Genomic DNA, 23,770 nt, shown 5'->3' on the forward strand with positions numbered 1-23,770 from the left:
ATCAAATATATGCTTTGAGGGTAGCTTTGCGCTGATTAACTTAAAAATATGTTAAAAATTAGATATAAGAATAATGTATTATAAGTTGAACCTGAATAAACATCGCTATCTGCAGCGGGTTTATTATGCTAGCCTTAATGCTTAAATAATGAAAATATACGTGCTTACTTTGCCAAGTTTTAGCTAAATTAAACTTGGTTTTGCTTAGTATTACCATCATATAAGCTTAATAATAACGTTAAAAACTGCAACCATGAAATTACAACAACTTAGATACATCGTAGAAGTTCAAAACCATAAGCTAAACGTATCAGCAACTGCTGAGAGTTTATTTACCTCACAGCCTGGTATATCTAAACAAGTGCGCATGCTTGAAGATGAGCTAGGTGTACAAATTTTTGGCCGCAGTGGTAAGCATTTAACGCATGTTACAGGTGCCGGCGAAGAAATAATTAACATTTCTCGCGAAATTTTATCTAAAGTCGAAGGTATAAAAGCGGTTGCTAATGAGCATACGCTGCCTGATCAGGGTAAACTAAATATAGCCACAACACACACGCAAGCACGTTATGCTTTGCCAAGTGTTATTCAGGGCTTTATGAAAAAATACCCAGCTGTTTCGCTGCATATGCATCAAGGTACACCACAACAGATTTCTGATGCGGCAGCGCGCGGTGACGCAGACTTTGCCATTGCAACTGAAGCACTTCATTTATACTCAGATTTAGTTATGCTGCCTTGCTATCATTGGAACCGCAGCATTGTGGTGGCAAAAGATCATCCTCTAGCACAAAAGGCCGACAATTTAACGGTTGCCGATATAGCGCAGTATCCGCTTATTACGTATGTATTTGGGTTTACTGGGCGCTCTGAGCTTGATAAAGCATTTAATGCGCACGGCCTTGAGCCGCACATTGTGTTTACTGCAACCGATGCCGATGTAATTAAAACTTATGTAAGGTTAGGGCTAGGTGTAGGTGTAGTCGCTTCAATGGCCGTTGATCAATTAAGTGACACAGATTTAGTGTGTATTGATGCCAGCCATCTATTTGAAGCTAGCACAACTAAAATTGGCTTTAGAAAGGGCAGTTTTTTACGTACTTATATGTATGACTTTATTGAGCGTTTTGCCCCGCATTTAACTAAAGAGCGAGTAGAGCGAGCAAGCTTATTACGTAATCAAGAAGATGTTGATGCGTTATTTGCCGACATAGAACTGCCGGTAAAATAGTAAGGCTTTAAGTATATAAATACTAAAAAACCGCGTATTGCTAAAATACGCGGTTTTTTGTTTTTATACGCTTAACATTCAATAATGTTTACCGCTAATCCACCGCGTGCGGTTTCTTTATATTTGGTTTTCATGTCGTTACCGGTATCGAGCATGGTTTTAATCACTTTATCAAGCGACACCTTTTGCTCGCCACTGCCACGTATTGCTAGTCGAGAGGCATTAATTGCTTTAATGGCGCCCATGGCATTGCGCTCAATACACGGTACTTGTACCAATCCGCCTACAGGGTCGCAAGTTAGGCCTAAATTATGCTCCATGCCTATTTCGGCGGCGTTTTCAACATGTACTACATTACCACCAACAATTTCAGTAAGTGCGCCGGCAGCCATTGAACAGGCAACACCGACTTCACCTTGGCAGCCTACTTCTGCGCCCGAAATAGAGGCATTTTTTTTGTATAAAATACCAATCGCCGCTGCGGTTAATAAATAGCGTGTGGCTATGTCGCGGTCTACTTCTTTAATAAATGTGTGGTAGTACATTAAAACGGCCGGCAATATACCCGCAGCACCATTTGTTGGCGCCGTGACTACGCGCCCACCCGCGGCATTTTCTTCATTTACAGCTAAGGCAAATAAATCCACCCAATCCATTGCTCTGAGTGGGTCATTACTCACTTCTACATTTAGCTTTAAATACAAACTAGGTGCACGGCGTTTAACTTTTAAACCACCTGGTAAAATTCCCTCGGTGCGCATGCCACGTTCAATACAGGCTTTCATTACTTGCCAAATATTAAACAACTCGTCTTTAATATCGTCTTCTTTGCGCAGCGTTTTTTCGTTATGCATCATTAAAGTAGATACACTAAAGCCTGATTCTTTACACAGCTCTAGTAAATCTTTTGCACTTTCGAACGGGTAAGGAGCCGGGTTTTGTTCGCGTATATCAAGGGCTGCTTGTTTTTCGTTTTCAAATTCTTCATCGGTAACAATAAAGCCGCCGCCAATAGAGTAGTACACTTTGCTATATACTTTTTCGCCATTGTTTGAGGCAATAATTTCCATTGCATTAGAGTGCTTAGGTAAGGTTTTGCGACGATGAAAAACAATAGCCCCTTGCTTAGGAAAGTTCGCTTTATGGGTTTGGTTGAGGTATATCACTTGCTCTTTTTCAATGGTGGCAAGGATATCGTCAACTAAATCGGCATCTATTGTTTCTGGGTCGTAGCCGGCAAGCCCTAATATAACGGCTTTACCAGAACCATGGCCTACGCCGGTCTGACCCAGTGAGCCATAAAGCTCTACCTTTATATCGGTAACAGAGGTTAAAAGTTGTTGCTCTTGTAGGTCATTAACAAATAAGCGCGAGGCACGCATTGGGCCAACGGTATGTGACGACGATGGGCCAATACCAATGCTAAACATATCAAATGCACTGATCATACTATGGGTCTCTACTTTATTTACTCAGCCCGAAAGCTGTTCTTTGAACGGTCGAGTATCATAACGTTAATTCTATATTATGTAACTATTTGGCCGTAAGTTTTACACTGGTAGGGCAAGCTGTTTTGTAAAGTTTTTTATAATGCTAGCCGTTGCTCCCCACAGTAATCCGTGCGGTGTACTAAACCCTTGCAAGGTGATGGTTTTGCCAAAACGTTGAAAAGGAATGGGCTGCCAATTGGCCTCGTTTGAAAGCTGGGTAAGCGACAGTAAAAAGCTAGCTTGCACTTCATTATAATCGTTCTCCCATACTGTGTGTTCACCAAGTAAACCCACAAATGGGCTAATGCTAAAGCCAGTTAGGGTAGAGTATTGTGGCAGTTGCCCGAGCACTTTAACATTACTTGGCGCTATATTAAGCTCTTCGTGTAGTTCTCGCAGCGCTGTGGTGCGCAGGTGCTTATCGCTTTGCTCAAACTTACCGCCGGGTAAACAAATTTCCCCAGGGTGATGATGTAAATAAGTAGGGCGTTTGCACAATAAAATATGCGCGTGGTTATCAACATCAATAATAGGCAGCATAACCGCACTGGCACGCTTTTTACGGGTATCTTTTATTTGATTTGGCGCGGCAGTAGGGCTTAGCTGAAACCGCGCCATAATATGTTCACTATTCAAAGCGTTCTACTGTTTTAATAAAGGAAGTATTTTATTCACTTTATCGTATGTTTCTTGGTATTCCAATTCGACTTTAGAATCAGCGACAATACCACCACCGGCCCAGCAATAAATGTGTTCGTTATGACAAACCAATGTACGGATTGTAATACTGGTGTCCATATTACCGCAGGCGCTTAAATACCCTATAGAGCCACAGTAAATACTACGCCTATGAGGCTCTAGCTCTTCAATTATCTCCATCGCTCTAATTTTAGGCGCGCCAGTGATTGACCCACCGGGAAATGCTGCTTCAAGTTGATCAACACACGTTTTACTTTCATCTAGCTCTGCCGTTACGGTACTCACTAAGTGATGCACTGCCGGAAAGCTCTCAATAGCAAAAAGTGAGGGCACCTTTACAGAGCCAGGTTTTGCAACCTTACCTAAATCGTTACGCAGTAAATCAACAATCATTACGTTTTCTGCGCGGTCTTTGGTTGAGTTTTCAAGGGCTCTGGCTTGCTGTTGGTCGGCGATTGCATCGGCCATGCGTGGCAAAGTGCCCTTGATGGGTTTTGTTTCAACTATATTGTCGTGAACTGCAATAAAGCGCTCTGGCGATATTGATAAAATGGCGCCACGTGGGTGGTTAATAAAGCTAGAAAATGGCGCTTTATTAGCCTCACGTAATACTTTGTAGGCTTGGAAAGGGTCGCCTTTAAAACCGGCACTAAAGCGCTGGGCTAGGTTGATTTGATAGCAATCACCACTTTTTAAATAATCTTGTATTTGCGCAAATTTGTCAGCGTATTCATGCTCACTCATATTTGAGCGCCAATCGCTGGTGAGCGAAAACTGTGCAGGCGCTACATCGTTTGCTAAATATTGCTGGTAAAGCGCTAAACGGTTCACCTCAGGTTGAGAAACATAAAACCAGCTTTGCTGGTGTTTATCAAATATAAGCGCATCTAAATAAAGGCCAATGGCCATTTGTGGCAACGTTATATCGTGTTTTGCCGTGCGTGGCATGTGCTCAATAATACGCCCTAAATCGTAACTAAAATAACCAAGCCAGCCGCCGTTAAAAGGCAGGTTATTAGCGGCTTTTTGCGCGCTAAGTTTACTTAGTTCTTCGTTCATTATTGTAAAGGGGCTACGCGAGTCAAGCTGTTGATTAAATACGCTTTGATTGTTGTTTACTTCTAAAATAGCGTGAGGCTCTATCGCAATAATATCAAAGCGACTATTTATGTGCTCGCTATTGGCTGAGTCTAGTAATACGGCATAGGGTAAATGCGCAAAATGCGCGAAAACATCAATGCAGTTTTGTGTTATGGCTAATTTTACACAATTTTTTTCATTGTTTAGCATTTACTGCCCCTTTAAGAACTGGCTCGAAACGGGCTGGGAGGGTATCATAAGTCAAATTTTTTTGGCAGCGTTTAGTATCAAATCTACGTTGTAATTAAAACAGTGCAAACCACCGTCACCGGTTTGGTATAGATTACGCTTAAGCGTAACGCTAACTTAAGGAACCACTATGAGTACAATCCGTCAGCAAGACTTTATTGATAGCATTGAAGATGCGTTGCAATATATCTCTTTTTATCACCCCCTTGATTTTGTTCAAGCGCTAGAAAAAGCCTACAACAAAGAACAAAGCAAGGCTGCAAAAGATGCAATCGCGCAAATTTTAATTAACTCGCGTATGTCGGCTGAAGGCAAGCGTCCATTGTGTCAAGACACGGGTATTATTACCTGTTTTGTAAAAGTAGGGATGGATGTTAAGTGGGATAAAACAGATTTAACCGTACAACAAATGGTTGATGAAGGCACACGTCGCGCATATTTAAATCCAGATAACCCACTACGCGCTTCTATTGTAGCTGACCCTGCTGGCACACGTAAAAACACTAAAGATAATACCCCTTCAGTTGTACACATCGATTTAGTGGCGGGCGGCGAAGTAGAAGTAATGGTTGCAGCGAAAGGCGGCGGCTCAGAGAACAAAAGTAAAATGGTTATGCTAAACCCATCTGACGATGTTGCTGCATGGGTAGAAAAAACGCTACCAACAATGGGCGCTGGTTGGTGCCCGCCAGGCATGCTAGGTATAGGCATTGGTGGAACCGCCGAAAAAGCAGCGGTAATGGCAAAAGAGTCGTTAATGGACCCGGTTGATATTCATGAGCTTATGGAGCGCGGTGCAGAAACAACGGAAGAAAAACTGCGTTTAGAAATTTTTGAACGTGCTAACAAGCTAGGTATTGGCGCGCAAGGTTTAGGTGGTTTAACAACGGTTGTTGATATTAAAGTAAAAACAGCGCCTACGCATGCGGCATCAAAACCTGTTGTGATGATCCCTAACTGTGCAGCTACGCGCCACGTACACTTTACACTAGACGGCTCAGGCCCTGCAGATTTAAAAGCACCTAAGCTAGAAGACTGGCCAGAAGTGACGTTTGAAGTAGGTGAAGGAACTCGCCGTGTTAATTTAGATACGTTAACTAAAGAAGACACCCGCGAGTGGAAAATGGGAGAAACTGTTTTACTCTCAGGCACTATTTTAACAGGCCGAGATGCTGCCCATAAACGCTTACAAGATATGATCAATTCAGGTGAAGGTTTACCTGAGGGCGTTGATTTTGATAATAAGTTTATTTATTACGTTGGCCCAGTTGATGCTGTAGGTGATGAAGCTGTAGGCCCTGCAGGCCCTACAACTGCAACACGTATGGATAAATTTACCGATATGATGCTAGAAAAAACCGGCATTGTAGGCATGATAGGTAAAGCTGAGCGTGGTCCTGCTACAGTTGAGTCGATTAAAGAGCATAAATCGGTTTATTTAATGGCGGTAGGTGGTGCGGCATACTTAGTATCTAAAGCAATTAAAAAAGCACGCGTGGTTGCCTTTGAAGATTTAGGTATGGAAGCAATCTACGAATTTGAAGTAGAAGATATGCCAGTTACGGTTGCCGTAGACAGCGAAGGTGCTAACGCACACACGCAAGGCCCTGCAATTTGGAAAGCTAAAATTGAAGAGCTAGACGGTAAGCTTAAATAAAGGTTTACGTAATCTAATAAAAAAGCGAGCTTAGGCTCGCTTTTTTTGTGTTTGTTTTATGAAATATTAAAAAAGCGCAAATTGCCCCTTCAAATAAACACCTCAGACCAGTTGTGGTAAATCTGCTTTTTTCTTCATAAACCTATACACTGTGCGCCTTTGCTTGGAGGGGAGCTGTGTAATACAAGGTTTACACTTGGCGTTACCTTTACGTTCACGTAAATATGAGGGCGCTTCTTAATGGCGTTGTTAGCTTTAAATTTAATTTATATGCCTTTTGTTGAATTTTATATCCATATTTTATTCTTATTTAGATTTATTAATTCACAAGGCTCGCTTTTTGCGGGTTTAACTTCTCATTATGTGGCACCCTTAAAAATGAAGTGGTAAAGTTTCGTCAATTTCCAGCGCTCATCCCTCTCACGGGTAAACTATTTTGGAGTAATTACAGTGGCTGTGTTTAATCAAGCTGAATTTGATAACCACGAACAAGTGGTTTTTTGTTCTGACGAAGCGTCAGGTTTAAAAGCAATTATTGCCGTACATAATACTAACCTTGGCCCTGCTGTTGGTGGTTGTAGAATGTGGGACTATGCCAACGATGAAGATGCCGTTTACGATGTTTTACGTCTCTCAAAAGGGATGACCTATAAAAATGCGGTTGCTCGCCTACCGTTTGGTGGTGGTAAATCAGTTATTATTGGCAATGCAAAAGAGATTAAATCAGAGCAGTTATTTCGAGCTTTTGGTCGTCAATTAGAGCGATTGAATGGCCGTTACTACTCTGCCGAAGATGTAAACATTACATGTGATGACGTTGCATTAATGAATAAAGAAACGAATTATGTGTTGGGCTTGGAAGGGAAAAGCGGTAACCCGTCACCTTTTACAGCTTACGGTACGTTTTTAGGAATTAAAGCGGCATTACAGCACCAACGCGGACATCAAGATTTTGCGGGCATTAAAGTGGCTGTACAAGGTTTAGGTGCGGTCGCCTATGGTTTATGTAAGCATTTAGCCCAAGCTGGTGCAAAATTATTTGTAACAGATATCAATCAAGATGCTGTAGAGCGGGTAGTAAATGACTTTGGTGCTACGGCGGTGGGTATTGATGAAATTTACGACCTTGATGTTGATGTATACGCACCTTGTGCATTAGGTGCCACCATTAATGATGAAACCATTGCACGTATTAAGGCAACCATTATTGCTGGGTGTGCTAATAATCAGCTAGCGCAGTCTCGTCACGGTGAAGTACTTCGTGAAAAAGGTATTTTGTATGCACCCGATTACGTTATTAACGCTGGTGGCATTATTAATGTGTATTACGAAACTGCACCACTAGGCTACAGTGAGGCGGCGTCTAATAAACATGTTGAAGGTATTTTTGATACCTTAACCGAAATATTCACCCGTAGTGAAAAAGAGCAAAAATCAACGCACTTGATTGCCGATGAGTTAGCGCAAGAGATAATTCAAAACGGCCTGTAAATTTACCCGTTTATTTAAACTAAGGCGTACAGTGGTACGCCTTTTTTGTTTATACTCTGTGGCGTGGTAATTTTTTGTGGCCAAGACCCTTAAGGCAATGCGGCCTAATCGTTAACGACAAGCTTATGGATATTATGACTGATACAAACGCCTTAATGGAGCCCATCGACCTTGATACATGGCCTCGCCAACAACACTTCGAATTATTTAAAAACTTTACCCAGCCATATTTTAATGTGTGCGTAACACTTAACGCCAAGCCTTTATTTGAATATTGTAAACAAAATAAACTGTCTTTTTTTCAAGCATATGTGCATGCCACATTAAAAGCTTGCCACGCTTATAACCCGATTATGCTAAGAATTATTAATGAACGTCCATGGCGCTTAAAGCAAGTAAGAGCCAGTGTGGTCGAGCTTGCTAGCGATGATTCGTTTATATTTAGTTACTTTAATTATTCGCCTTGCCTCGAAGAATTTGCTCAGCACGCCACAGTTATAAGCGCCAATGCTAAATCTCAACCGTTATTTTCTCAGGCGTTTAATCAAACCGAAGGGCAGGCCGATTTGATACATATATCGGTTTTACCTTGGCTGAACTTTAGTAGTTTTTCGCATGCCTTTAGTGAAGGAAAAAGTTTAGGTATTCCTAAATTTGTGTTTGGTCATTACGATAAAACCTCGGGCTTGATGCCATTTTCGATTGATGTGCATCATTCGCTAATGGACGGTTTACACGTCGCAGCGTTTATAAACGTATTACAAAACAATATTGACAACTTTTGTAAAGATTAATTGAATTTAGTTAATGCAATGTATTTATTTGCTATGGTAGTATTTTTAGTTAGATAGGCGATATAAGTTAATTTGTAACGATTAGCTGATACGTTTACGACATTAAGTTTTAGCGACTTATTTAAGGTGCTTTTTAGCACGTATTATTAGTTGTTTACGCTATTGTTTAGTTTTAAATAACGCGCTTTTAGCGCTTAAACAAACCCTAGTGTATTCACCCAATGCGTATAGGGATTTTAACGCTTTGTTGGAGCGCACAATTTTGGTGTGCTCAGTGCCAAGTAAATTCTTTCCCACTCCTTTTAAATAACGATAAAACGCTTACACACAAGTAAAAGAATAACTAAGGCAGTTGATGATGAGACAATTAAGCATTATATGTTCTTTTTTCGTCATGTTTTTATGTGAAGCCCAAGAGCAAACCCGTTTACCGTTAAGTGATTATTTTTCTGAAACATGGAATACCCGCTCTGGATTGCCACACAACAGTATTAATAGCGTTACGCAAACCCAAGATGGCTACTTATGGGTTGCTACATGGGAAGGTTTAGCACGTTTTAATGGCCAAGAGTTTACAATATTAACCCGTGCTCATATTAATAACTTACCCGACTCGGGTTTAAGGGCACTCACTCCCACAAATAGTGGTGGGTTATACATAGCGGGGTCGCGCGGAGGAATTAGCTTATATCAACATAGGCAGTGGGATACCAAGCGCTCAGCATCAACCATGGTTAATCATTTAATTGAAAGTGCTGATCAAAGCCTATGGTTAGCTCTTGAAAACGACGGCGTGTTTTATCGTGAACATAACAGCGATACCGACCTTGCAATTATTAAAAATGTAAGTGCTTATCGGGTTATAGAAGATCACGATGGGGTTATTTGGGCAGCAACCAGTGCAGGCCTTTATAAAATACACAACAAAATACCGACCTTAATCACACCACACTTTGGTTTACCAAATGCACCTGTATATAACTTATTAATTACCCGTGGTGGCTCGCTTATTGTGGGAAGCGAAAAAGGCGCGTGGATCAAAACCAATGCGCAGTTTCAGCCGATACATGAAAAGCTTAGCAATGAATCTATTTCTAGCTTATTAGAGGATAACCATGGAGACTTATGGTTTGGCACAATTAATAAAGGGGTATTTAGGCTATCGCCTGATGGCGTAGAGCAGTTAGATGCTAATAACGGATTACCCGCCAACCGTATTTTATCTTTGTTACAAGATAGAGAAAACAGTATTTGGATTGGCACTAACGCCGGGCTGTTTCGCCTGCGTGAGTCGCCGTTTTCATCGTGGACCCAAAAAAGAGGTTTAGCGGGGGATTATACCCGCACAGTGCTTTCTCACTCCGATGGCAGTTTATGGGTGGGGGGAAGCTCTGGCTTAAATATAATAAAAAATAATCGCGCTACCTTGGTTTCAGGCTCTAAACAAAGCAGTCCTTATTCTGTGCTCAGTTTACACGAAGCACCCGATGGTAGCGTGTGGGCAGGCACATATACCTCAGGTGTTTTAAAAGTAGTTAATAATACCTTTACGCCGTTTATTAATCGTAGCACTGGCCTTGGAAGTAACGAAGTAAGGGCTTTATTATTTGATTCTAAAAACCGTTTGTGGATAGGCTCTGCTATGGGGCTGACGCGCATCAATGAAGATGGCAGCTTAAATCAATTTACAAATAAAAAAGACTTACCAAGTGGGTTTGTACTTGCACTTAGTGAAGATAACGCAGGCAATATTTGGGTAGGTACCGGCAATGGGGTGGTGGTATTTGATATTGTTAGTGAGCAATTTACAACGGTTGAATTCCCTCGTGAGTTTTCTGCGCAATATGCGTTTGGGTTTTATATTGATGATACCTATACCTGGATGGCCACAGATAGAGGCTTAGTGCGCTATGAGCTAACAAGTGGAAAAATGGCCATGCTTGGCTTAGAACAAGGTTTACCTATCGATAAACTATTTCAAGTGGTGCCGCACAATGGCTCATTTTGGCTCTCGAGCAACCGCGGGATTATTCAAATCGATAAAAATCATATACAGCAAATCCTCGACGCTCCCGCGAGCGCTAAAGCCCCCGTTCTTAACTATCAACTGTATGATGAAGGCGATGGGATGTTAAGTGCGCAGGCTAATGGAGGTTCAACCCCTTCGGCTGTAACACATAACGATGGGAGTATTTGGTTTGCAACCGCAAAGGGGGTGAGTACTGTAAAACCTGCGCGCTTACAAGCATCAACGCAAATTGCGCTGCCGACCATTATTGAAAATATTTTTGTAGATGGTAAGCCTATTGCGCTTCCGCTTGAAGGAGAGTCGGTATTTTTGCCACCGGGGGTATCGCGTTTATCGTTTCATTATGCAGGGCTGAGCTTTATTATGCCGCAGCGATTAAATTTTCAAACCCAATTAAAGGGCTTTAACGATAAATGGGTTAATCGCCAACATATGACCGGTGCTGAGTACACTAACTTACCGCCTGGGGAATATACCTTTATGGTACGAGCAAGTTACCCTAACGCACAGTGGCAAGATAATCAGCAAGCTGTAAATATTGTAATTCAGTCATTTTTTTGGCAAAAACCGCAATTTAAGTTTGCAGTATTTGTATTATTTTTAATGGTTATTTTTGCTATATACAAATACCGTTTATACCACTACAAAAAAATAGAAATAGAGTTGACTAATCGCGTAGAAAAACAAACCCAAGACCTACAAACGCAAGCCAATGCGTTTGCATACCAAGCAACACACGACCAACTTACCGACATGCCTAACAGGCGTGCTTTTGATAGCTGGCTTGCCCATAATTTTGCCACTTACAAACAGCAAAACCGGCCTTTAGCCATAGCTATACTGGATATTGATCACTTTAAGCGGATTAACGATAACTGGTCGCATATTATTGGTGACAAAGTGATTTGTACTATTGCAGAGCTGCTTAAAAATGGCTGCCAAGAAAACCAGCATATAGCACGCTGGGGCGGTGAAGAGTTTACAATTGTTTTTGCAGATAAAACCGCCGGCGAAGCAAAAATCATATGCGAAGCACTGCGTGAGAGCATTGCACAGCATGACTTTTCGGCCATTGGTGAGGGGTTAAGTGTAACAGCCAGTTTTGGCTTGTCTGACTCAACCAACGTCGGTGATTACGACCGTCTTTTATCGCGGGCAGATCAAGCATTATACAAAGCTAAAAATAGCGGACGAAATTGCACAGAAATTATCTGATTGAAAATGAGTGCATGCGCACATATTAATAAGAGACTAACTTATTTTGGATGTCCCCATGATAAACGGGCTACTCATTTTTGCTTTGGCTATTTTTGTTGTAATTTATTGGCGCTGGCAGGCACTACAAAACTGGCTTTGGAATAAAAAATATAAAAACGCTGTTTTAAACTCTCAACAAAAAGAAATACTCCTTCGTTGCATGCCTATCTATAAAAAGATGACGGATAACGACAGAGCCAAGCTTGAGCGCCACATAATATGGTTTTTAAATGAAAAGCGCTTTTTAGGCCGAGACGGACTAAAGCTAACCCCCGCCATGAAGCTGATAGTTGCTGCCGATGCCTGTGTGTTAGTGCTTAATAAACCTTGGCCACTTTATAAAAACGTGAAAGAAATTTTACTCTACCCCAGTGCGTATTATGCGCCGCAATCTACACGAGATAGTGCTGGGCTGGTTAGTTACCACAACGCGGTACGCTTAGGTGAGTCGTGGCCTGGTGGCACGTTAGTGCTAAGTTGGCACGATGTACTTGAAGGCAACCGTTTACCAAGCGATGGCCATAATTTAGTGTTTCATGAATTTGCCCACCAGTTAGACCAAGAAACCGGAAAAACCACTGGCACTCCATTATTAAAAACCCCCAATGCTTATAAAGAATGGGCTCGAGTGTTTAGCCGTGCCTTTGTGCAGTTAAAAAGTCATGTTGCTTATAACATGCCTCACGTTATTCATAGTTATGGGGCAACCAACGAGGCTGAGTTTTTTGCAGTACTCACAGAGACCTTTTTAGAAAAGCCGGCGCAGCTTAGGCAACACGACCCTGAAATTTATAGAATGCTGGTGGATTACTACCAATTTGACCCCATAGTTTGGCATTAATTTTTGGTACTTGGTCTGATAACGCTGGCAAGTTAGCGCTGTTTTTGTTGCAATCGTGTTAGAGAGTTTAACTGCAATAATAACAAGCGAGAAATGCATGAAAAAAATGCTTCACACTGCACTGGCTTTATCAGTCGCCCTTGCAATAGGTCAACCGCACGCAAACGAAGAGCAAGAAAAGTGGCAGGTAGACTCACCAAAAGGTGAGTTTGTAGATGCAACCATTAGCACAGAGCAAGGCACATGGATGAACATTGATGTTAGTCCTGATGGCAACACGCTAGTGTTTGACTTACTTGGCGACATTTACACTATGCCTATAAGCGGAGGTGAAGCAACTAAACTCACCTCAGATATTGCTTGGCAAATGCAGCCTCGCTTTAGCCCTGATGGTAAACACATTGCGTTTACCTCAGATCAAGGCGGTGGTGATAATATTTGGGTTATGGACGTTGATGGTAGCAATCAACACGCTGTGACTAACGAAACCTTTAGACTTTTAAACAGCCCCGCATGGAGCCCTGATGGCGATTACCTTGTCGCACGCAAACACTTTACCGCTAGTCGCTCACTAGGGGCTGGAGAAGTGTGGCTTTATCACAAAGCGGGTGGTAAAGGTGTTCAGCTTACTAAACGTGAGAACGACCAAAAAGACTTAGGTGAGCCAATGTTCTCACCAGATGGGCGCTATGTTTATTTTTCTCATGACGCGACACCAGGTAAAACCTTTCACTACTCTAAAGATTCTGTTGCCGGTATTTATAAAATTAAGCGCTACGATAGAGAAACAGGCGAAATAGAAACCATAATACAAGGCATGGGCGGTGCGATAAGACCCACACCTTCACCTGATGGTAAAAAGCTTGCCTATATAAGACGTGATGACTTTCAAACAAGCTTGTACTTATACGACCTAACCAGTGGCGAGCACACCAAGCTTTATGACAAGCTTGAACGCGATATGCAAGAAACCTGGGCTATTCATGGTGTGTATCCGACAATTGCGTGGACCCCAGATAACGAAGAACTGGTGTTTTGGGCTTCCGGTTCAATACATAAAATTGCTGTTGATGATAAAGCTGTTGCGCGTGTTCCCTTTAAAGTAAACACCAGTAAAAAAATACAAACCGCGGTACGCTTTACTCAAAATTTAGATACCGATGAGTTTGATGTAAAAATGTTGCGCAACGTGCAGGTTAGCCCCGATGGTGAAACTGCGATTTTTGAAGCATTAGGTTATATTTATAAACGCGATTTAGACTCTGGTAAAATTAAGCGCTTAACCAAACAAACTGATCATTATGAGCTGTTCCCGCAGTACTCCCGCGATGGTAAAAAGATTGTTTACACCACCTGGAGCGATACTAAGCAAGGTACTGTACGCGTTGTCTCTGCTCGCAGCGGGCGAGGCGAGGCGATAACCCGCGAGCCGGGTAAATACGTTGAGCCTACTTTTAGTCCTGACGGCAAAACAATCGTTTATCGTAAAGCCACCGGCGGAAGTATTTTAAATCCTAAGTGGTCACTTAACCCAGGTATTTATAAAGTAAGTGCAAAAGGGGGAGAGAGCGAGCTTATTTCTAAAAGTGGTTATCAACCTCAGTTTGGTAGCGCCAATGACCGTGTATTTATCATGAGCCCTTGGCCTAAGCCTACCTTAAGTGTTGTGGAGCTTGAAACTAAAAACGTTCGTAAACTTTACGAATCAGAGCATGCGACTGAATTTCGAGTCTCACCAGATGGTAAATACTTAGCGTTTGCTGAGCGCTTTAAAGTATTTGTTACCCCGCTGGTAGAAAGCGGCTCACCTATCACAATAAGCCCTAAAGATAACCAGTTTCCTATTGAGCAGTTGTCTGTGCGTGCGGGTGAAAATATAAGTTGGAGTGCTCAAAGTAACACTCTCTACTGGAGCTTAGGGCCCGAGCTATATCATGCAAGCCTTGATGGTATGTTTGCTATTGATAAAGCCGATGATGCCGACTTTAAAGTAAAAAGCGGTGAGAATATTAGCTTTAGTAAAAAAATGGCTGCACCAAAGGGCATGATTGCGCTAAAGGGCGCCAACATTATTACCATGAAGGATGAGCAAGTCATTGAAAATGGTGTCATCATCACAGACGGTAAACGCATAAAAGCGATTGGTACTGCTGATGAGGTAACGATCCCCAAAGGGGCTGAAATTATCGATGTAGCAGGTAAAACAATTATGCCTGGGATTGTTGATGCGCATGCCCATGGCTCACAAGCCAGCGATGAAATTATTCCTCAGCAAAACTGGAAAAACTATGCTGGTTTAGCGTTAGGTGTCACAACAATTCATGATCCATCAAACGATACCTCTGAAATATTTACCGCCAGTGAAATGCAAAAAGCCGGCATGATTGTCGGGCCACGTATTTTTTCTACCGGCACCATTTTATATGGAGCAAATATGCCTGGTTACACCTCGCATATTGATTCGCTAGATGATGCTAAATTTCATTTAGAGCGTCTCAAAAAGGTTGGGGCGTTTAGTGTTAAATCGTATAACCAGCCACGCCGTGAGCAGCGTCAACAAGTTATTGAAGCAGGGCGTGAGCTAGAGATGATGGTTGTGCCAGAGGGCGGCTCATTGCTACAACATAACTTAAGTATGGTTGTGGATGGGCATACGGGCATTGAACACTCAATTCCGGTTGAGCATATTTACGATGATATAAAACAATTATGGTCGCAAAGTGATGTTGGTTATACCCCAACGCTTGTTGTCGCCTATGGCGGAATTTGGGGAGAAAACTACTGGTACGATAAAACAGACGTGTGGAATCACCCGCGTTTAAGTAAGTTTGTGCCTAAAAATCAGCTATTGCCACGTGCTATGCGCCGAGTAAAAGCGCCCGATCATCACTATAACCACTTTAATAACGCCCGTGTTGCTAAAGAGCTGCAAGATTTAGGTGTACTGGTAAATTTAGGTGCTCACGGACAACGCGAGGGCTTAGGTGCACATTGGGAAATGTGGATGTTTGCTCAAGGCGGTATGAGTTCACTTGAAGCAATTAGAGCCTCTACGCTTGACCCTGCTAAATACTTGGGGCTTGATAAAAATATAGGCTCGCTAGAAGTAGGTAAGCTTGCCGATTTAATTGTTATTGATGGCGATCCGCTGAAAAATATTCGCGATTCAGATAAAGTCGATTACACCATGATAAATGGGCGCTTATATGATGCAAGCACAATGAACGAAGTGGGTAAAAAGCAGCGAAAACCACTTTATTTTGAAAAGCTATAATTGTAATACACGTTTAAAAAGCGGCTATTAGCCGCTTTTTTTAGCTCAAAATAAATTATTTAATAAAGCGAATTGATAGAAGGTGATAAACAGGCACAAAAAAACCGCTTAACGCGGCTTTTTTATTAATCACATGTTGTTTAAACAACACCGCGTGGTAAGCGACAGTCGTGATCTTTACTTGCAAGCTCAACAATCCAAAGCTCTTCAGCTGTGTAGCCGTCTTCGCTTTGTGTTACAACAGTAAACGGCGCTGTTTTTTGTGCTTTAACAGGCGCAGCAGCTTTAGTTTTAGTTTTTTTCGCAGGCGCTTTTTGCTCAGCTTGTGCAGGCGATTTGCCAGAGCTTAGTTCTTTCGTTAGCTCTGCTACATCAGCTAGGCGTAAGTTTTTGCCACCATCGATGCTGTACCAGCCAGGTTTTGTAGTAATTTCAGGTTTTTTACCATTGGCAGCTTCATATGCAGCTTCAAAGGCAGATAAAACTTCTGTTTTGTCTAGTTTGCTCATCAGAGACCCTATACGTTGTGAACACAGATAAAGAAGCCGTATTTATACCTATTTTCCAACTGTTTTTCAATTTTTTGCGATTTTCCTTCCATTTTAGCCCCATAAACGCCAAAATTTGCACTAAATTCAGTGCTGAGTAAGGTAATAAGTATGCAACGTAGAGAATTTAACCAACTGTTAAACGACATTTTAAAGCCTCACACAATTAAAGATTTTTGTCCTAACGGGCTGCAAGTCGAAGGTAAAAATGAAATCAGAACGATTGTTACGGGGGTGACTGCAAGCCAAGCACTCATTGATGCAGCGATAGAAAAAAAAGCCGATGCTGTTTTGGTTCACCATGGTTATTTTTGGAAAGGTGAATCGCAACCTATTACAGGCATAAAAAAACGCCGTATTGGGGCTTTGTTAGCGCACGATATTAATTTATTTGCCTATCATTTACCGCTTGATATTCACCCTGTTATAGGTAACAACGCCCAACTTGCTAATTTACTCGATATTGAAATAGAGACAGGGCTTGAACCCGTTACTAATAGCGTTGCTATGAAAGGACGGTTAAAAACTCCGCTCACAGGTAGCGAGTTTGCAAATAAAATAGCCAAAGTTTTAAACCGCGAACCTTTAAGTAGTGTTGTACGCGATGAAAAAATTAACACCGTTGCCCTGTGTACAGGAGGCGGGCAAGGTTATATCGATTTAGCAGCAGAGCAGGGGATTGATGCATACCTAACGGGTGAAGCCTCAGAGCAAACTATTCACAGCTCGCGAGAGCAAAATATAGACTTTTTTGCAGCAGGGCATCATGCAACCGAGCGTTACGGAATTAAAGCCCTTGGTGAACTACTTGCTAAAGAACATGGTTTTGATGTGAGCTTTATAGATATAGATAACCCAGTATAAATTTATATATACTCTACAGCGCCTCTGGGTTTATCCAGCGGCGCATACTTATCCAAGCATTCCCAATCACTTCATGGGCATATTGCGTTACTACACGTAATGCCTCAGCATTTGGTATAAATTGTTTATACAAAGGTAAAGCCGCAAAATTGTGATAATCCGTAGCGGCAGGAATTACCTCAATGCCTTGGGCATTAAACAGGTTTATTGAGCGCGGCATGTGTAGCACAGACGTAACCAGTGCAACCTTAAAATCAACGAGCTTAGGCGCGAGGAGTTTAGCTTCTGCGGCTGTATCCATCGCCTGTGGGTTTTGTTTTATGCGGTTTTTACTTACCCCTAAATTTATTGCTGTTTGGCTCATTAACGCGCTATTTGTTACTTTATTATAGCCACCGCCAGATACGATAAGCGTTGCATTAGGGTATTTTTTTGCAAGCTTAACCCCTTCTACCAAGCGAGTAAGCGCACAATTTCCTAGCTGATTATTAGCGCTTAAAGCGGGGTTAGGGTTTATGTCGCAACCCAGCACAACAATTTTATCAAGGGGTGGGTGTTTTAGTGCATTAAAGGCCAATGACACGGGCTCATTGTTTTTAATCAGTTGATGCGCAGCAAACGGCGTACTTAACACTAAAAGCGCCAATATACTTAAGCTTGCGATCACTAAAGCAGACCTACGTGCACGAAACGCCAAAACTAGCATTACAAACGCAAGTAAACCAAATAGCGGTAGCGGCATAATTAAGCCACCTAATAATTTTTTTAATTCAAACATAACAAGCAACATAAAACACAATAGGCCTTATGTTACTTATTCGTTTGTGATTTATCGACCGTTATTTTGCTTACAGGTATTTAAAAAATGGCGATAAACGGGGTTGTCTTTCATGTCTTTTTTCATTGCTAGGTACATAGGGCGGGTTAGCCCTAGTGCACCAAGCGGGATTGATTTTATTAAACCTTGGCTTTCGTAAGGTGTTACCAACCAATCAGGCAGCGCTGCTACACCCATTCCTGCACTCACTAGCTGAAAAATTAATAAGCCTTGATCTACATTTTTTAAGGTGCCGTCAAAGCGGGCATTTTGAATAAAGTGTTTAAATATATCTTGTCGCTCGCGCGGAATAGGATACGAAATAATGGTTTCGTTTTTTAAATCAAGCGCCGTTACATATGCCTTTTTAGCTAGGTCGTGATCAGGGGCGACGATAAGCTTTAATTTAAAATCAAATAAATGAGCGTATTCAAGTTTATCAGGATCGCGTATATCTGAGGTCAATACTAAGTCGAGCTCATCGTTGAGTAAATCTGGTATAGCGTCGTAGCTAAAGCCGCGCTCGTAGTCAATTTTAATGTCTGGCCAAAAATTATTAAATTCTTTAATAGTAGGCAGCAGCCAATGAAAACACGCATGGCATTCAACACTTAAGCGCAGTTGGGAAATAGGTTGATTAAGGCTTTCTTTTAAACGGCACTTAGTGGCCTCTACTTTAGGTAAAACTTCGTTGGCAAGTTCGAGTAATAGCATTCCTTGTGGCGTAAAGCGCACAGGTTGCGTTTTTCTTTCAAATAATTGGCAGTCTAATTTGTTTTCTAAGTCTTTAATTTGATGAGATAAAGCTGATTGCGTTAAAAATAATTCGCGGGCTGTATTAACTAACGATCCGGTGTCTTTTAATGTCGCAATAGTTTTAAGGTGTTTTATATCAATCATCTTTAATAATTCTCAAGGGAAAAGTGAGTTTGGCTCAGATTGACTACATACTACGCCTTTACAAAAAACGTTTCAACGTCTAGATGGCTAAAATAATCTATTAATTACTAAAATAACCCCTTAAAGTTAAATTAACTAATGTGGGTACTTTGGTTGCTACTGGTTTGATGAGTTTGGCATGAGTTTAGCTCAAGTTGTTTTGTTGGGTTATACAGCGGCTTTGTAAAGCGCGTTATGGGCAGGGCAGCTCAATAAATGGCATTGGTTTTTAAGAGGGGTAAGTAATTATCACAACACGTAATAACAGGTCTGTTTTTAATGGGCTAAAGCTTAAACAGTAATAATATGTTTTTATTGCTTTAAAACTTGAGCGCTTAAATAAACGAATGGGTATTACGGGGCTTACTTTTTACACCTTTTTGGTTGTGAAAAAGTAAGCCTTTTGATACCAGCTACTACAGCGGTTTGTGGATAAGCTTAATGGCGTGTTGTGCTGTAACTGGCTTTGACTTTAAAAAGCCTTGCCCGTAATTACATTGAGTGGCTTGTAAAATATTTAGTTGCTCTTGGGTTTCGATTCCCTCAGCCACAACTTCAAAGTTTAGTGATTGTGCTAATGAGAGAATGGCCTCTACTAACGGGTTATTGGTTTTGTTGAGGTGATCGATAAAGCTTTTATCTATTTTTAAAATATGAATAGGTAATTGGTGTAAGTAACCAAGTGCTGAGTATCCAGTACCAAAGTCATCCAAGCATAACTTCACTTTAAGTGGGGCAAGCCCTTCTATTATTTGGGTTGCTAAATCAAGGTTAGCAATAAGCCCTGATTCAGTGATTTCTAAACACAACGACCCTAAAGGCAGTTGGTATTTATTATATAATGCGTGAACTTGGGCAACAAAGTCGAGGCTGGCAAAATGACGCGATGACACATTGACCGTTACTTTTAAAAAGCGATGCCCTAATGTATGCCAGTGCGCAATATGTTGTGCAGCAAGGTCAAGCAAGTGCAAATCGAGGTTAATAATTTGCCCGGTGGTTTCGGCTATCGGAATAAACTCATTTGGTGGCACAAACCCTTTTTTAGGATGGTGCCATCTCACTAATGCCTCAAAGCCGACAACTTCGCTTGTCGCTATAGTAAAAATAGGTTGGAAATAAAGCTCAAATTCGTTGTGTTCAATGCCGTGTTGTAAGTCGTTTTCTATATCGGCATGTGTTTTGAGCTTTTTACGCATGGTGTTATTAAAAAACTTAACTTGGCCACGCCCGCTTGATTTAGCTTCGTACATGGCGGCATCGGCTTGCTGTAATAGCAAATAGGCTTTATCGTCGCTGCTTTCACTAAAGGCGATGCCAATGCTGGTTGATGCTTGCAATAAATGACTATCCACATTAAGTGGCTTAGCAAGGGCTGTGTTTATTCGTTTTAGCGCTTCGCTAACCTGGTTTCTGTGCGTGATGTTTTCCATAAAAATAGCAAATTCGTCGCCACCAAGGCGTGCAAACGTATCAGTGTTTCTTACGGTGCCTTTTATGAGCTCACAAATTTTAATTAAAAAGTGATCGCCAACCTCATGGCCAAGCGAATCATTGATACTTTTAAATCGATCAAAATCTAAATAAAGCAAGGCATGGCTCGTGCCTTTTTTAACACGCGATAAACGCAAAATTGCATGTTTAATACGCTCAATAAGTAACGAGCGATTAGCGAGGCCTGTTAGCTCATCATGCAATGCTTTGTGTTCAAGCTCTTGCCTTGCAAGCTGCCTATCTATGGCCATACTAATTTGCCTACTTACGTAGGTTAAAAGGGCGCTGTCGTGTTCGTTGTAATGCAGCTTTTTATCGTAACTTTGAACAACAATTACACCGCTTATTCTATCATTTGCTTTAAAAGGCACACCTAGCCAGGATTCAGAAAGACGGCCAACAAGTTTAAAGTCGCCGTTATTTATATGTTGCTGATAATCGTTTTGATTTAATAGCAGCACACGGTCTGATTTTAGTAAGTAATACGAAGCTGTGTCTTTTAATTGCTCTTTTGATATTTTTTTGTGTGCGTGCGTTTGAATGCCTTCTTCAACGATGTAAACCAAATCGAGTATGTCTACTTGCTTATCGTAAAGGGCAATAAAAAAGTTATCTGCAGGAAGTAAGCTATTTATTATGCTGTGAAGAGATTCAAAAAAGGTATCTAGGTTACTGGCTTTATAGGTTAAGTTAGCTATTTGCAGTAAGCTGTTTTCAAGCTTTTGCGCATCATTTAACTGTTTTACTGTGTGCGTTAAGCTATTAACCGTGTTTACTTGGTTTAGCTTAGCACTTAATAAATGCGCAACCGTGGTTAATATTTCTAGGTGGGCGTTTGTGAAGTAGTTTTTTATTGGATGTTCACAATCAATAACCCCTAAAACATGATCCTTGTATATAAGTGGCACACATAACTCTGATTGAGCAGGGCGTTCATCAGCAATGTAGCGAGGGTCTTGCGTTACATCGCCAATAATAATAGCTGTGCCTGTGCGGGCAACATAACCGGTTATACCTTCGTTAAAGCCAATAACTTTGCGCTCTGCTTGGTATTCGTCTCTGGCGTGGGTTATGCCCATAGAAGCGACTTGATTTAGCTGTAAACGTGTTTCATCAGCCAGGTAAATAACACAATCAACAAACCCAAGGCGGTTTACTACTTGAGTGGTTACATACTCAAATAACTCTTCTAGGGTATCGAGTTGTAATAAGCTTGAGGAAAACTGATTTATTATGCTCAGCTGTTCAGTTTTAACTTCGAGCGCTTTATAGGTATCGATATGATTCGACATAGGGTAATTTTATTCTTTTTATTTGTATTAGCACCGATAAGTTAACCCAAATTTAAAGCATGTTCAAAATAAAACGCTTAAACGGGTGTAATCGTGGTTAAACTTAAACTCAATAGTATTTTGCAGCACTCATAGAGGGCAATAGTTTAGATAACACTTTACTAGGTCTTTCCATATGCCTATGATCGGATAAATTCAGCCGTGGAAAAAAGTAATGAGCATTAATACCGATTCAAAAAACACATTAACCATAACTCGTCCTGATGATTGGCATGTCCATTTACGTGATGGTGAGCAACTTAAAGATACAGTACGCGATATTAGCCGCTACATGGGCCGCGCCATCATAATGCCAAACCTTGTACCGCCAGCAACGAGCACTGATTTAGCGCTAGCTTATCGAGAGCGAATTATGGCAGCGGGGCCGCAGGGCAACTTTGAACCCTTAATGGTGCTTTACCTAACAGATAAAACCACACCTGAAGAAATTAAAAAAGCCAAAGCAACGGGTAAAATTGTTGCTGCCAAGCTTTACCCAGCTGGAGCAACCACTAACTCAGACTCTGGGGTTACATCAGTAAAGAATATTTACCCTGTTATAGAAGCGATGCAAGACGTGGGTATGCTGTTATTAGTGCATGGTGAAGTGACTGATTCATCAATAGATATTTTTGACCGTGAAAAAGTATTTTTAGAGACGATTTTAGGCGATGTTGTAGCGGATTTTCCAAATCTGAAAATAGTGCTAGAACACATTACGACAAAAGACGCCGTTGATTTTGTAACAGCCGCGCCGCAAAATGTGGCGGCAACTATTACCGCGCATCACTTATTGTACAACCGTAATCACATGTTAGCTGGTGGCATACGTCCGCATTATTACTGTTTACCTATTTTAAAGCGCAATATTCACCAACAAGCGTTAATGGCGGCAGCTATAAGCGGAAATAAAAAGTTCTTTTTAGGGACTGACTCAGCACCACATTATAAAGATAAAAAGGAAGCTGCATGCGGTTGTGCCGGCGCCTATACAGCACATGCTGCGATTGAACTTTACGCCGAAGCCTTTGAAGAGGCGGGCGCACTGGATAAACTAGAAGGCTTTGCAAGCCATTTTGGGCCTGACTTTTACGGACTTGCCCGTAACACCGATACAATTATCCTAAAGAAAAGCCCTTGGCAAGTCCCCGCAAGTTACACGCTTGGTGACTCACAAGTTGTGCCTATTAAAGCAGAAGCTACGATTGACTGGCAGGTTAAGTAAACTGCATTAAATTAGCATTGTATTAAAGCCGTATAGCTTGCTGTACGGCTTTTTATTTGCTTGAAATTCAATCTTTACGCGAGTTTTAACGCTCTTTACGAGGGGCTTTATTTGTAAAGCTAAGCTGTTATACATGTTTTGTTACAATTACGAGCAACAAAGCTGCCGTTTTTTGTTCAATTTTAGCTTTAAAAATAACCACTTACACATAATGCTTTATTTATTTTTGTTCTGAGTAAATAAATCTTAATTAATAGAGCCAAAAAAAAATTAATGTGTTAACCTTAACTTGCTTTGAGTTTTTGCGTATTGAATTTACGGATATTGTGCTGCGTTTAAGGTTACCGGTTAGGTTAAAACTTGTTCCTGTACTATACCTCCAGAATTTTGGGCACTGACTCAGGGAGGATATAGCCATAATAATATGGCTGAATTTTAATTATTGACTTACAGGAAAATT

At 41.3% G+C, this 23,770-nt stretch carries 16 protein-coding genes; 9 read left to right on the forward strand and 7 right to left on the reverse strand.

The window, feature by feature from the left end:
* The first annotated feature begins 253 nt into the window (after window positions 1-253).
* Entirely contained in the window at window positions 254-1,231 is a 978-nt protein-coding gene (cysB, locus tag NQT65_RS00440; protein ID WP_024032357.1) for an HTH-type transcriptional regulator CysB, read from the forward strand.
* Window positions 1,232-1,302: 71 nt separating this feature from the next.
* Here the strand turns inward: cysB and NQT65_RS00445 are convergent, their stop codons facing one another.
* The 3 genes from NQT65_RS00445 to pabB all read right to left on the reverse strand — a co-directional run bounded on the left by NQT65_RS00445 (window position 1,303) and on the right by pabB (window position 4,710).
* Window positions 1,303-2,679 carry an L-serine ammonia-lyase gene (locus NQT65_RS00445; protein WP_004589403.1) on the reverse strand — a complete coding sequence of 459 codons (1,377 nt, stop codon included), beginning with the start codon at window positions 2,677-2,679 and terminating at the stop codon, window positions 1,303-1,305.
* Between the two features lie 102 nt (window positions 2,680-2,781).
* Window positions 2,782-3,357 carry an NUDIX hydrolase gene (locus tag NQT65_RS00450; RefSeq protein ID WP_024032358.1) on the reverse strand — a complete coding sequence of 192 codons (576 nt, stop codon included), beginning with the start codon at window positions 3,355-3,357 and terminating at the stop codon, window positions 2,782-2,784.
* 6 nt (window positions 3,358-3,363) lie between these two features.
* The gene (gene pabB, locus NQT65_RS00455) at window positions 3,364-4,710 is read right to left on the reverse strand and encodes an aminodeoxychorismate synthase component I (RefSeq protein WP_256850234.1); all 1,347 of its coding nucleotides are present in this window, start codon (window positions 4,708-4,710) and stop codon (window positions 3,364-3,366) included.
* 169 nt (window positions 4,711-4,879) lie between these two features.
* Between pabB and NQT65_RS00460 the strand changes: the two genes are divergently transcribed.
* The 6 genes from NQT65_RS00460 to NQT65_RS00485 all read left to right on the forward strand — a co-directional run bounded on the left by NQT65_RS00460 (window position 4,880) and on the right by NQT65_RS00485 (window position 16,092).
* Window positions 4,880-6,406: a fumarate hydratase gene (locus NQT65_RS00460; RefSeq protein ID WP_004589406.1), complete on the forward strand. Its 1,527-nt coding sequence runs from the start codon at window positions 4,880-4,882 to the stop codon at window positions 6,404-6,406.
* Between the two features lie 450 nt (window positions 6,407-6,856).
* Window positions 6,857-7,897, forward strand: coding sequence for a Glu/Leu/Phe/Val family dehydrogenase (locus NQT65_RS00465; RefSeq protein WP_256850235.1), 1,041 nt, complete (start codon window positions 6,857-6,859; stop codon window positions 7,895-7,897).
* Between the two features lie 155 nt (window positions 7,898-8,052).
* Window positions 8,053-8,691: a CatA-like O-acetyltransferase gene (locus NQT65_RS00470; protein ID WP_256850583.1), complete on the forward strand. Its 639-nt coding sequence runs from the start codon at window positions 8,053-8,055 to the stop codon at window positions 8,689-8,691.
* 355 nt (window positions 8,692-9,046) lie between these two features.
* Window positions 9,047-11,935, forward strand: a complete 2,889-nt coding sequence (locus tag NQT65_RS00475) for a ligand-binding sensor domain-containing diguanylate cyclase (RefSeq protein ID WP_338128523.1) — start codon at window positions 9,047-9,049, stop codon at window positions 11,933-11,935.
* Window positions 11,936-11,993: 58 nt separating this feature from the next.
* The gene (locus NQT65_RS00480) at window positions 11,994-12,818 is read left to right on the forward strand and encodes a M90 family metallopeptidase (protein WP_004588146.1); all 825 of its coding nucleotides are present in this window, start codon (window positions 11,994-11,996) and stop codon (window positions 12,816-12,818) included.
* A 97-nt stretch (window positions 12,819-12,915) separates the two neighbouring features.
* Window positions 12,916-16,092, forward strand: a complete 3,177-nt coding sequence (locus tag NQT65_RS00485; protein ID WP_256850236.1) for an amidohydrolase family protein — start codon at window positions 12,916-12,918, stop codon at window positions 16,090-16,092.
* A gap of 140 nt (window positions 16,093-16,232) precedes the next feature.
* Here the strand turns inward: NQT65_RS00485 and NQT65_RS00490 are convergent, their stop codons facing one another.
* Window positions 16,233-16,601: a hypothetical protein gene (locus tag NQT65_RS00490; RefSeq protein ID WP_004588144.1), complete on the reverse strand. Its 369-nt coding sequence runs from the start codon at window positions 16,599-16,601 to the stop codon at window positions 16,233-16,235.
* Between the two features lie 150 nt (window positions 16,602-16,751).
* Here NQT65_RS00490 and NQT65_RS00495 point away from each other — a divergent pair, with 150 nt between their 5' ends.
* Window positions 16,752-17,504 (forward strand): Nif3-like dinuclear metal center hexameric protein, encoded by a 753-nt coding sequence (locus NQT65_RS00495; protein WP_256850237.1) that lies wholly within the window; start codon window positions 16,752-16,754, stop codon window positions 17,502-17,504.
* 13 nt (window positions 17,505-17,517) lie between these two features.
* Here the strand turns inward: NQT65_RS00495 and NQT65_RS00500 are convergent, their stop codons facing one another.
* The 3 genes from NQT65_RS00500 to NQT65_RS00510 all read right to left on the reverse strand — a co-directional run bounded on the left by NQT65_RS00500 (window position 17,518) and on the right by NQT65_RS00510 (window position 22,046).
* Complete coding sequence (locus NQT65_RS00500; RefSeq protein WP_256850238.1) at window positions 17,518-18,282, reverse strand: YdcF family protein; 765 nt, start codon at window positions 18,280-18,282, stop codon at window positions 17,518-17,520.
* 51 nt (window positions 18,283-18,333) lie between these two features.
* On the reverse strand, window positions 18,334-19,221 hold the full coding sequence (locus tag NQT65_RS00505; protein WP_004588141.1) for a LysR substrate-binding domain-containing protein: 888 nt from the start codon (window positions 19,219-19,221) through the stop codon (window positions 18,334-18,336).
* Between the two features lie 455 nt (window positions 19,222-19,676).
* Window positions 19,677-22,046 carry a bifunctional diguanylate cyclase/phosphodiesterase gene (locus tag NQT65_RS00510; RefSeq protein ID WP_138685836.1) on the reverse strand — a complete coding sequence of 790 codons (2,370 nt, stop codon included), beginning with the start codon at window positions 22,044-22,046 and terminating at the stop codon, window positions 19,677-19,679.
* A 214-nt stretch (window positions 22,047-22,260) separates the two neighbouring features.
* Between NQT65_RS00510 and pyrC the strand changes: the two genes are divergently transcribed.
* Window positions 22,261-23,310, forward strand: a complete 1,050-nt coding sequence (pyrC, locus tag NQT65_RS00515; protein ID WP_256850239.1) for a dihydroorotase — start codon at window positions 22,261-22,263, stop codon at window positions 23,308-23,310.
* The last annotated feature ends 460 nt before the right edge of the window (window positions 23,311-23,770 follow it).

Origin of the sequence: Pseudoalteromonas agarivorans, from assembly GCF_024518735.1 — a bacterium.
Taxonomy (GTDB): domain Bacteria; phylum Pseudomonadota; class Gammaproteobacteria; order Enterobacterales; family Alteromonadaceae; genus Pseudoalteromonas; species Pseudoalteromonas atlantica.

Excerpts from the sequence above, each read along its gene's own strand:
- NQT65_RS00485 (WP_256850236.1), top strand. The coding sequence starts at position 12,916 with ATGAAAAAAATGCTTCACACTGCACTGGCTTTATCAGTCGCCCTTGCA.
- NQT65_RS00470 (WP_256850583.1), top strand. The coding sequence starts at position 8,053 with ATGGAGCCCATCGACCTTGATACATGGCCTCGCCAACAACACTTCGAA.
- cysB (WP_024032357.1), top strand. The coding sequence starts at position 254 with ATGAAATTACAACAACTTAGATACATCGTAGAAGTTCAAAACCATAAG.
- NQT65_RS00445 (WP_004589403.1), bottom strand. The coding sequence starts at position 2,679 with ATGATCAGTGCATTTGATATGTTTAGCATTGGTATTGGCCCATCGTCG.
- NQT65_RS00460 (WP_004589406.1), top strand. The coding sequence starts at position 4,880 with ATGAGTACAATCCGTCAGCAAGACTTTATTGATAGCATTGAAGATGCG.
- NQT65_RS00490 (WP_004588144.1), bottom strand. The coding sequence starts at position 16,601 with ATGAGCAAACTAGACAAAACAGAAGTTTTATCTGCCTTTGAAGCTGCA.
- NQT65_RS00500 (WP_256850238.1), bottom strand. The coding sequence starts at position 18,282 with ATGTTTGAATTAAAAAAATTATTAGGTGGCTTAATTATGCCGCTACCG.
- NQT65_RS00495 (WP_256850237.1), top strand. The coding sequence starts at position 16,752 with ATGCAACGTAGAGAATTTAACCAACTGTTAAACGACATTTTAAAGCCT.
- pyrC (WP_256850239.1), top strand. The coding sequence starts at position 22,261 with ATGAGCATTAATACCGATTCAAAAAACACATTAACCATAACTCGTCCT.
- NQT65_RS00480 (WP_004588146.1), top strand. The coding sequence starts at position 11,994 with ATGATAAACGGGCTACTCATTTTTGCTTTGGCTATTTTTGTTGTAATT.
- NQT65_RS00475 (WP_338128523.1), top strand. The coding sequence starts at position 9,047 with ATGATGAGACAATTAAGCATTATATGTTCTTTTTTCGTCATGTTTTTA.
- NQT65_RS00505 (WP_004588141.1), bottom strand. The coding sequence starts at position 19,221 with ATGATTGATATAAAACACCTTAAAACTATTGCGACATTAAAAGACACC.
- pabB (WP_256850234.1), bottom strand. The coding sequence starts at position 4,710 with ATGCTAAACAATGAAAAAAATTGTGTAAAATTAGCCATAACACAAAAC.
- NQT65_RS00510 (WP_138685836.1), bottom strand. The coding sequence starts at position 22,046 with ATGTCGAATCATATCGATACCTATAAAGCGCTCGAAGTTAAAACTGAA.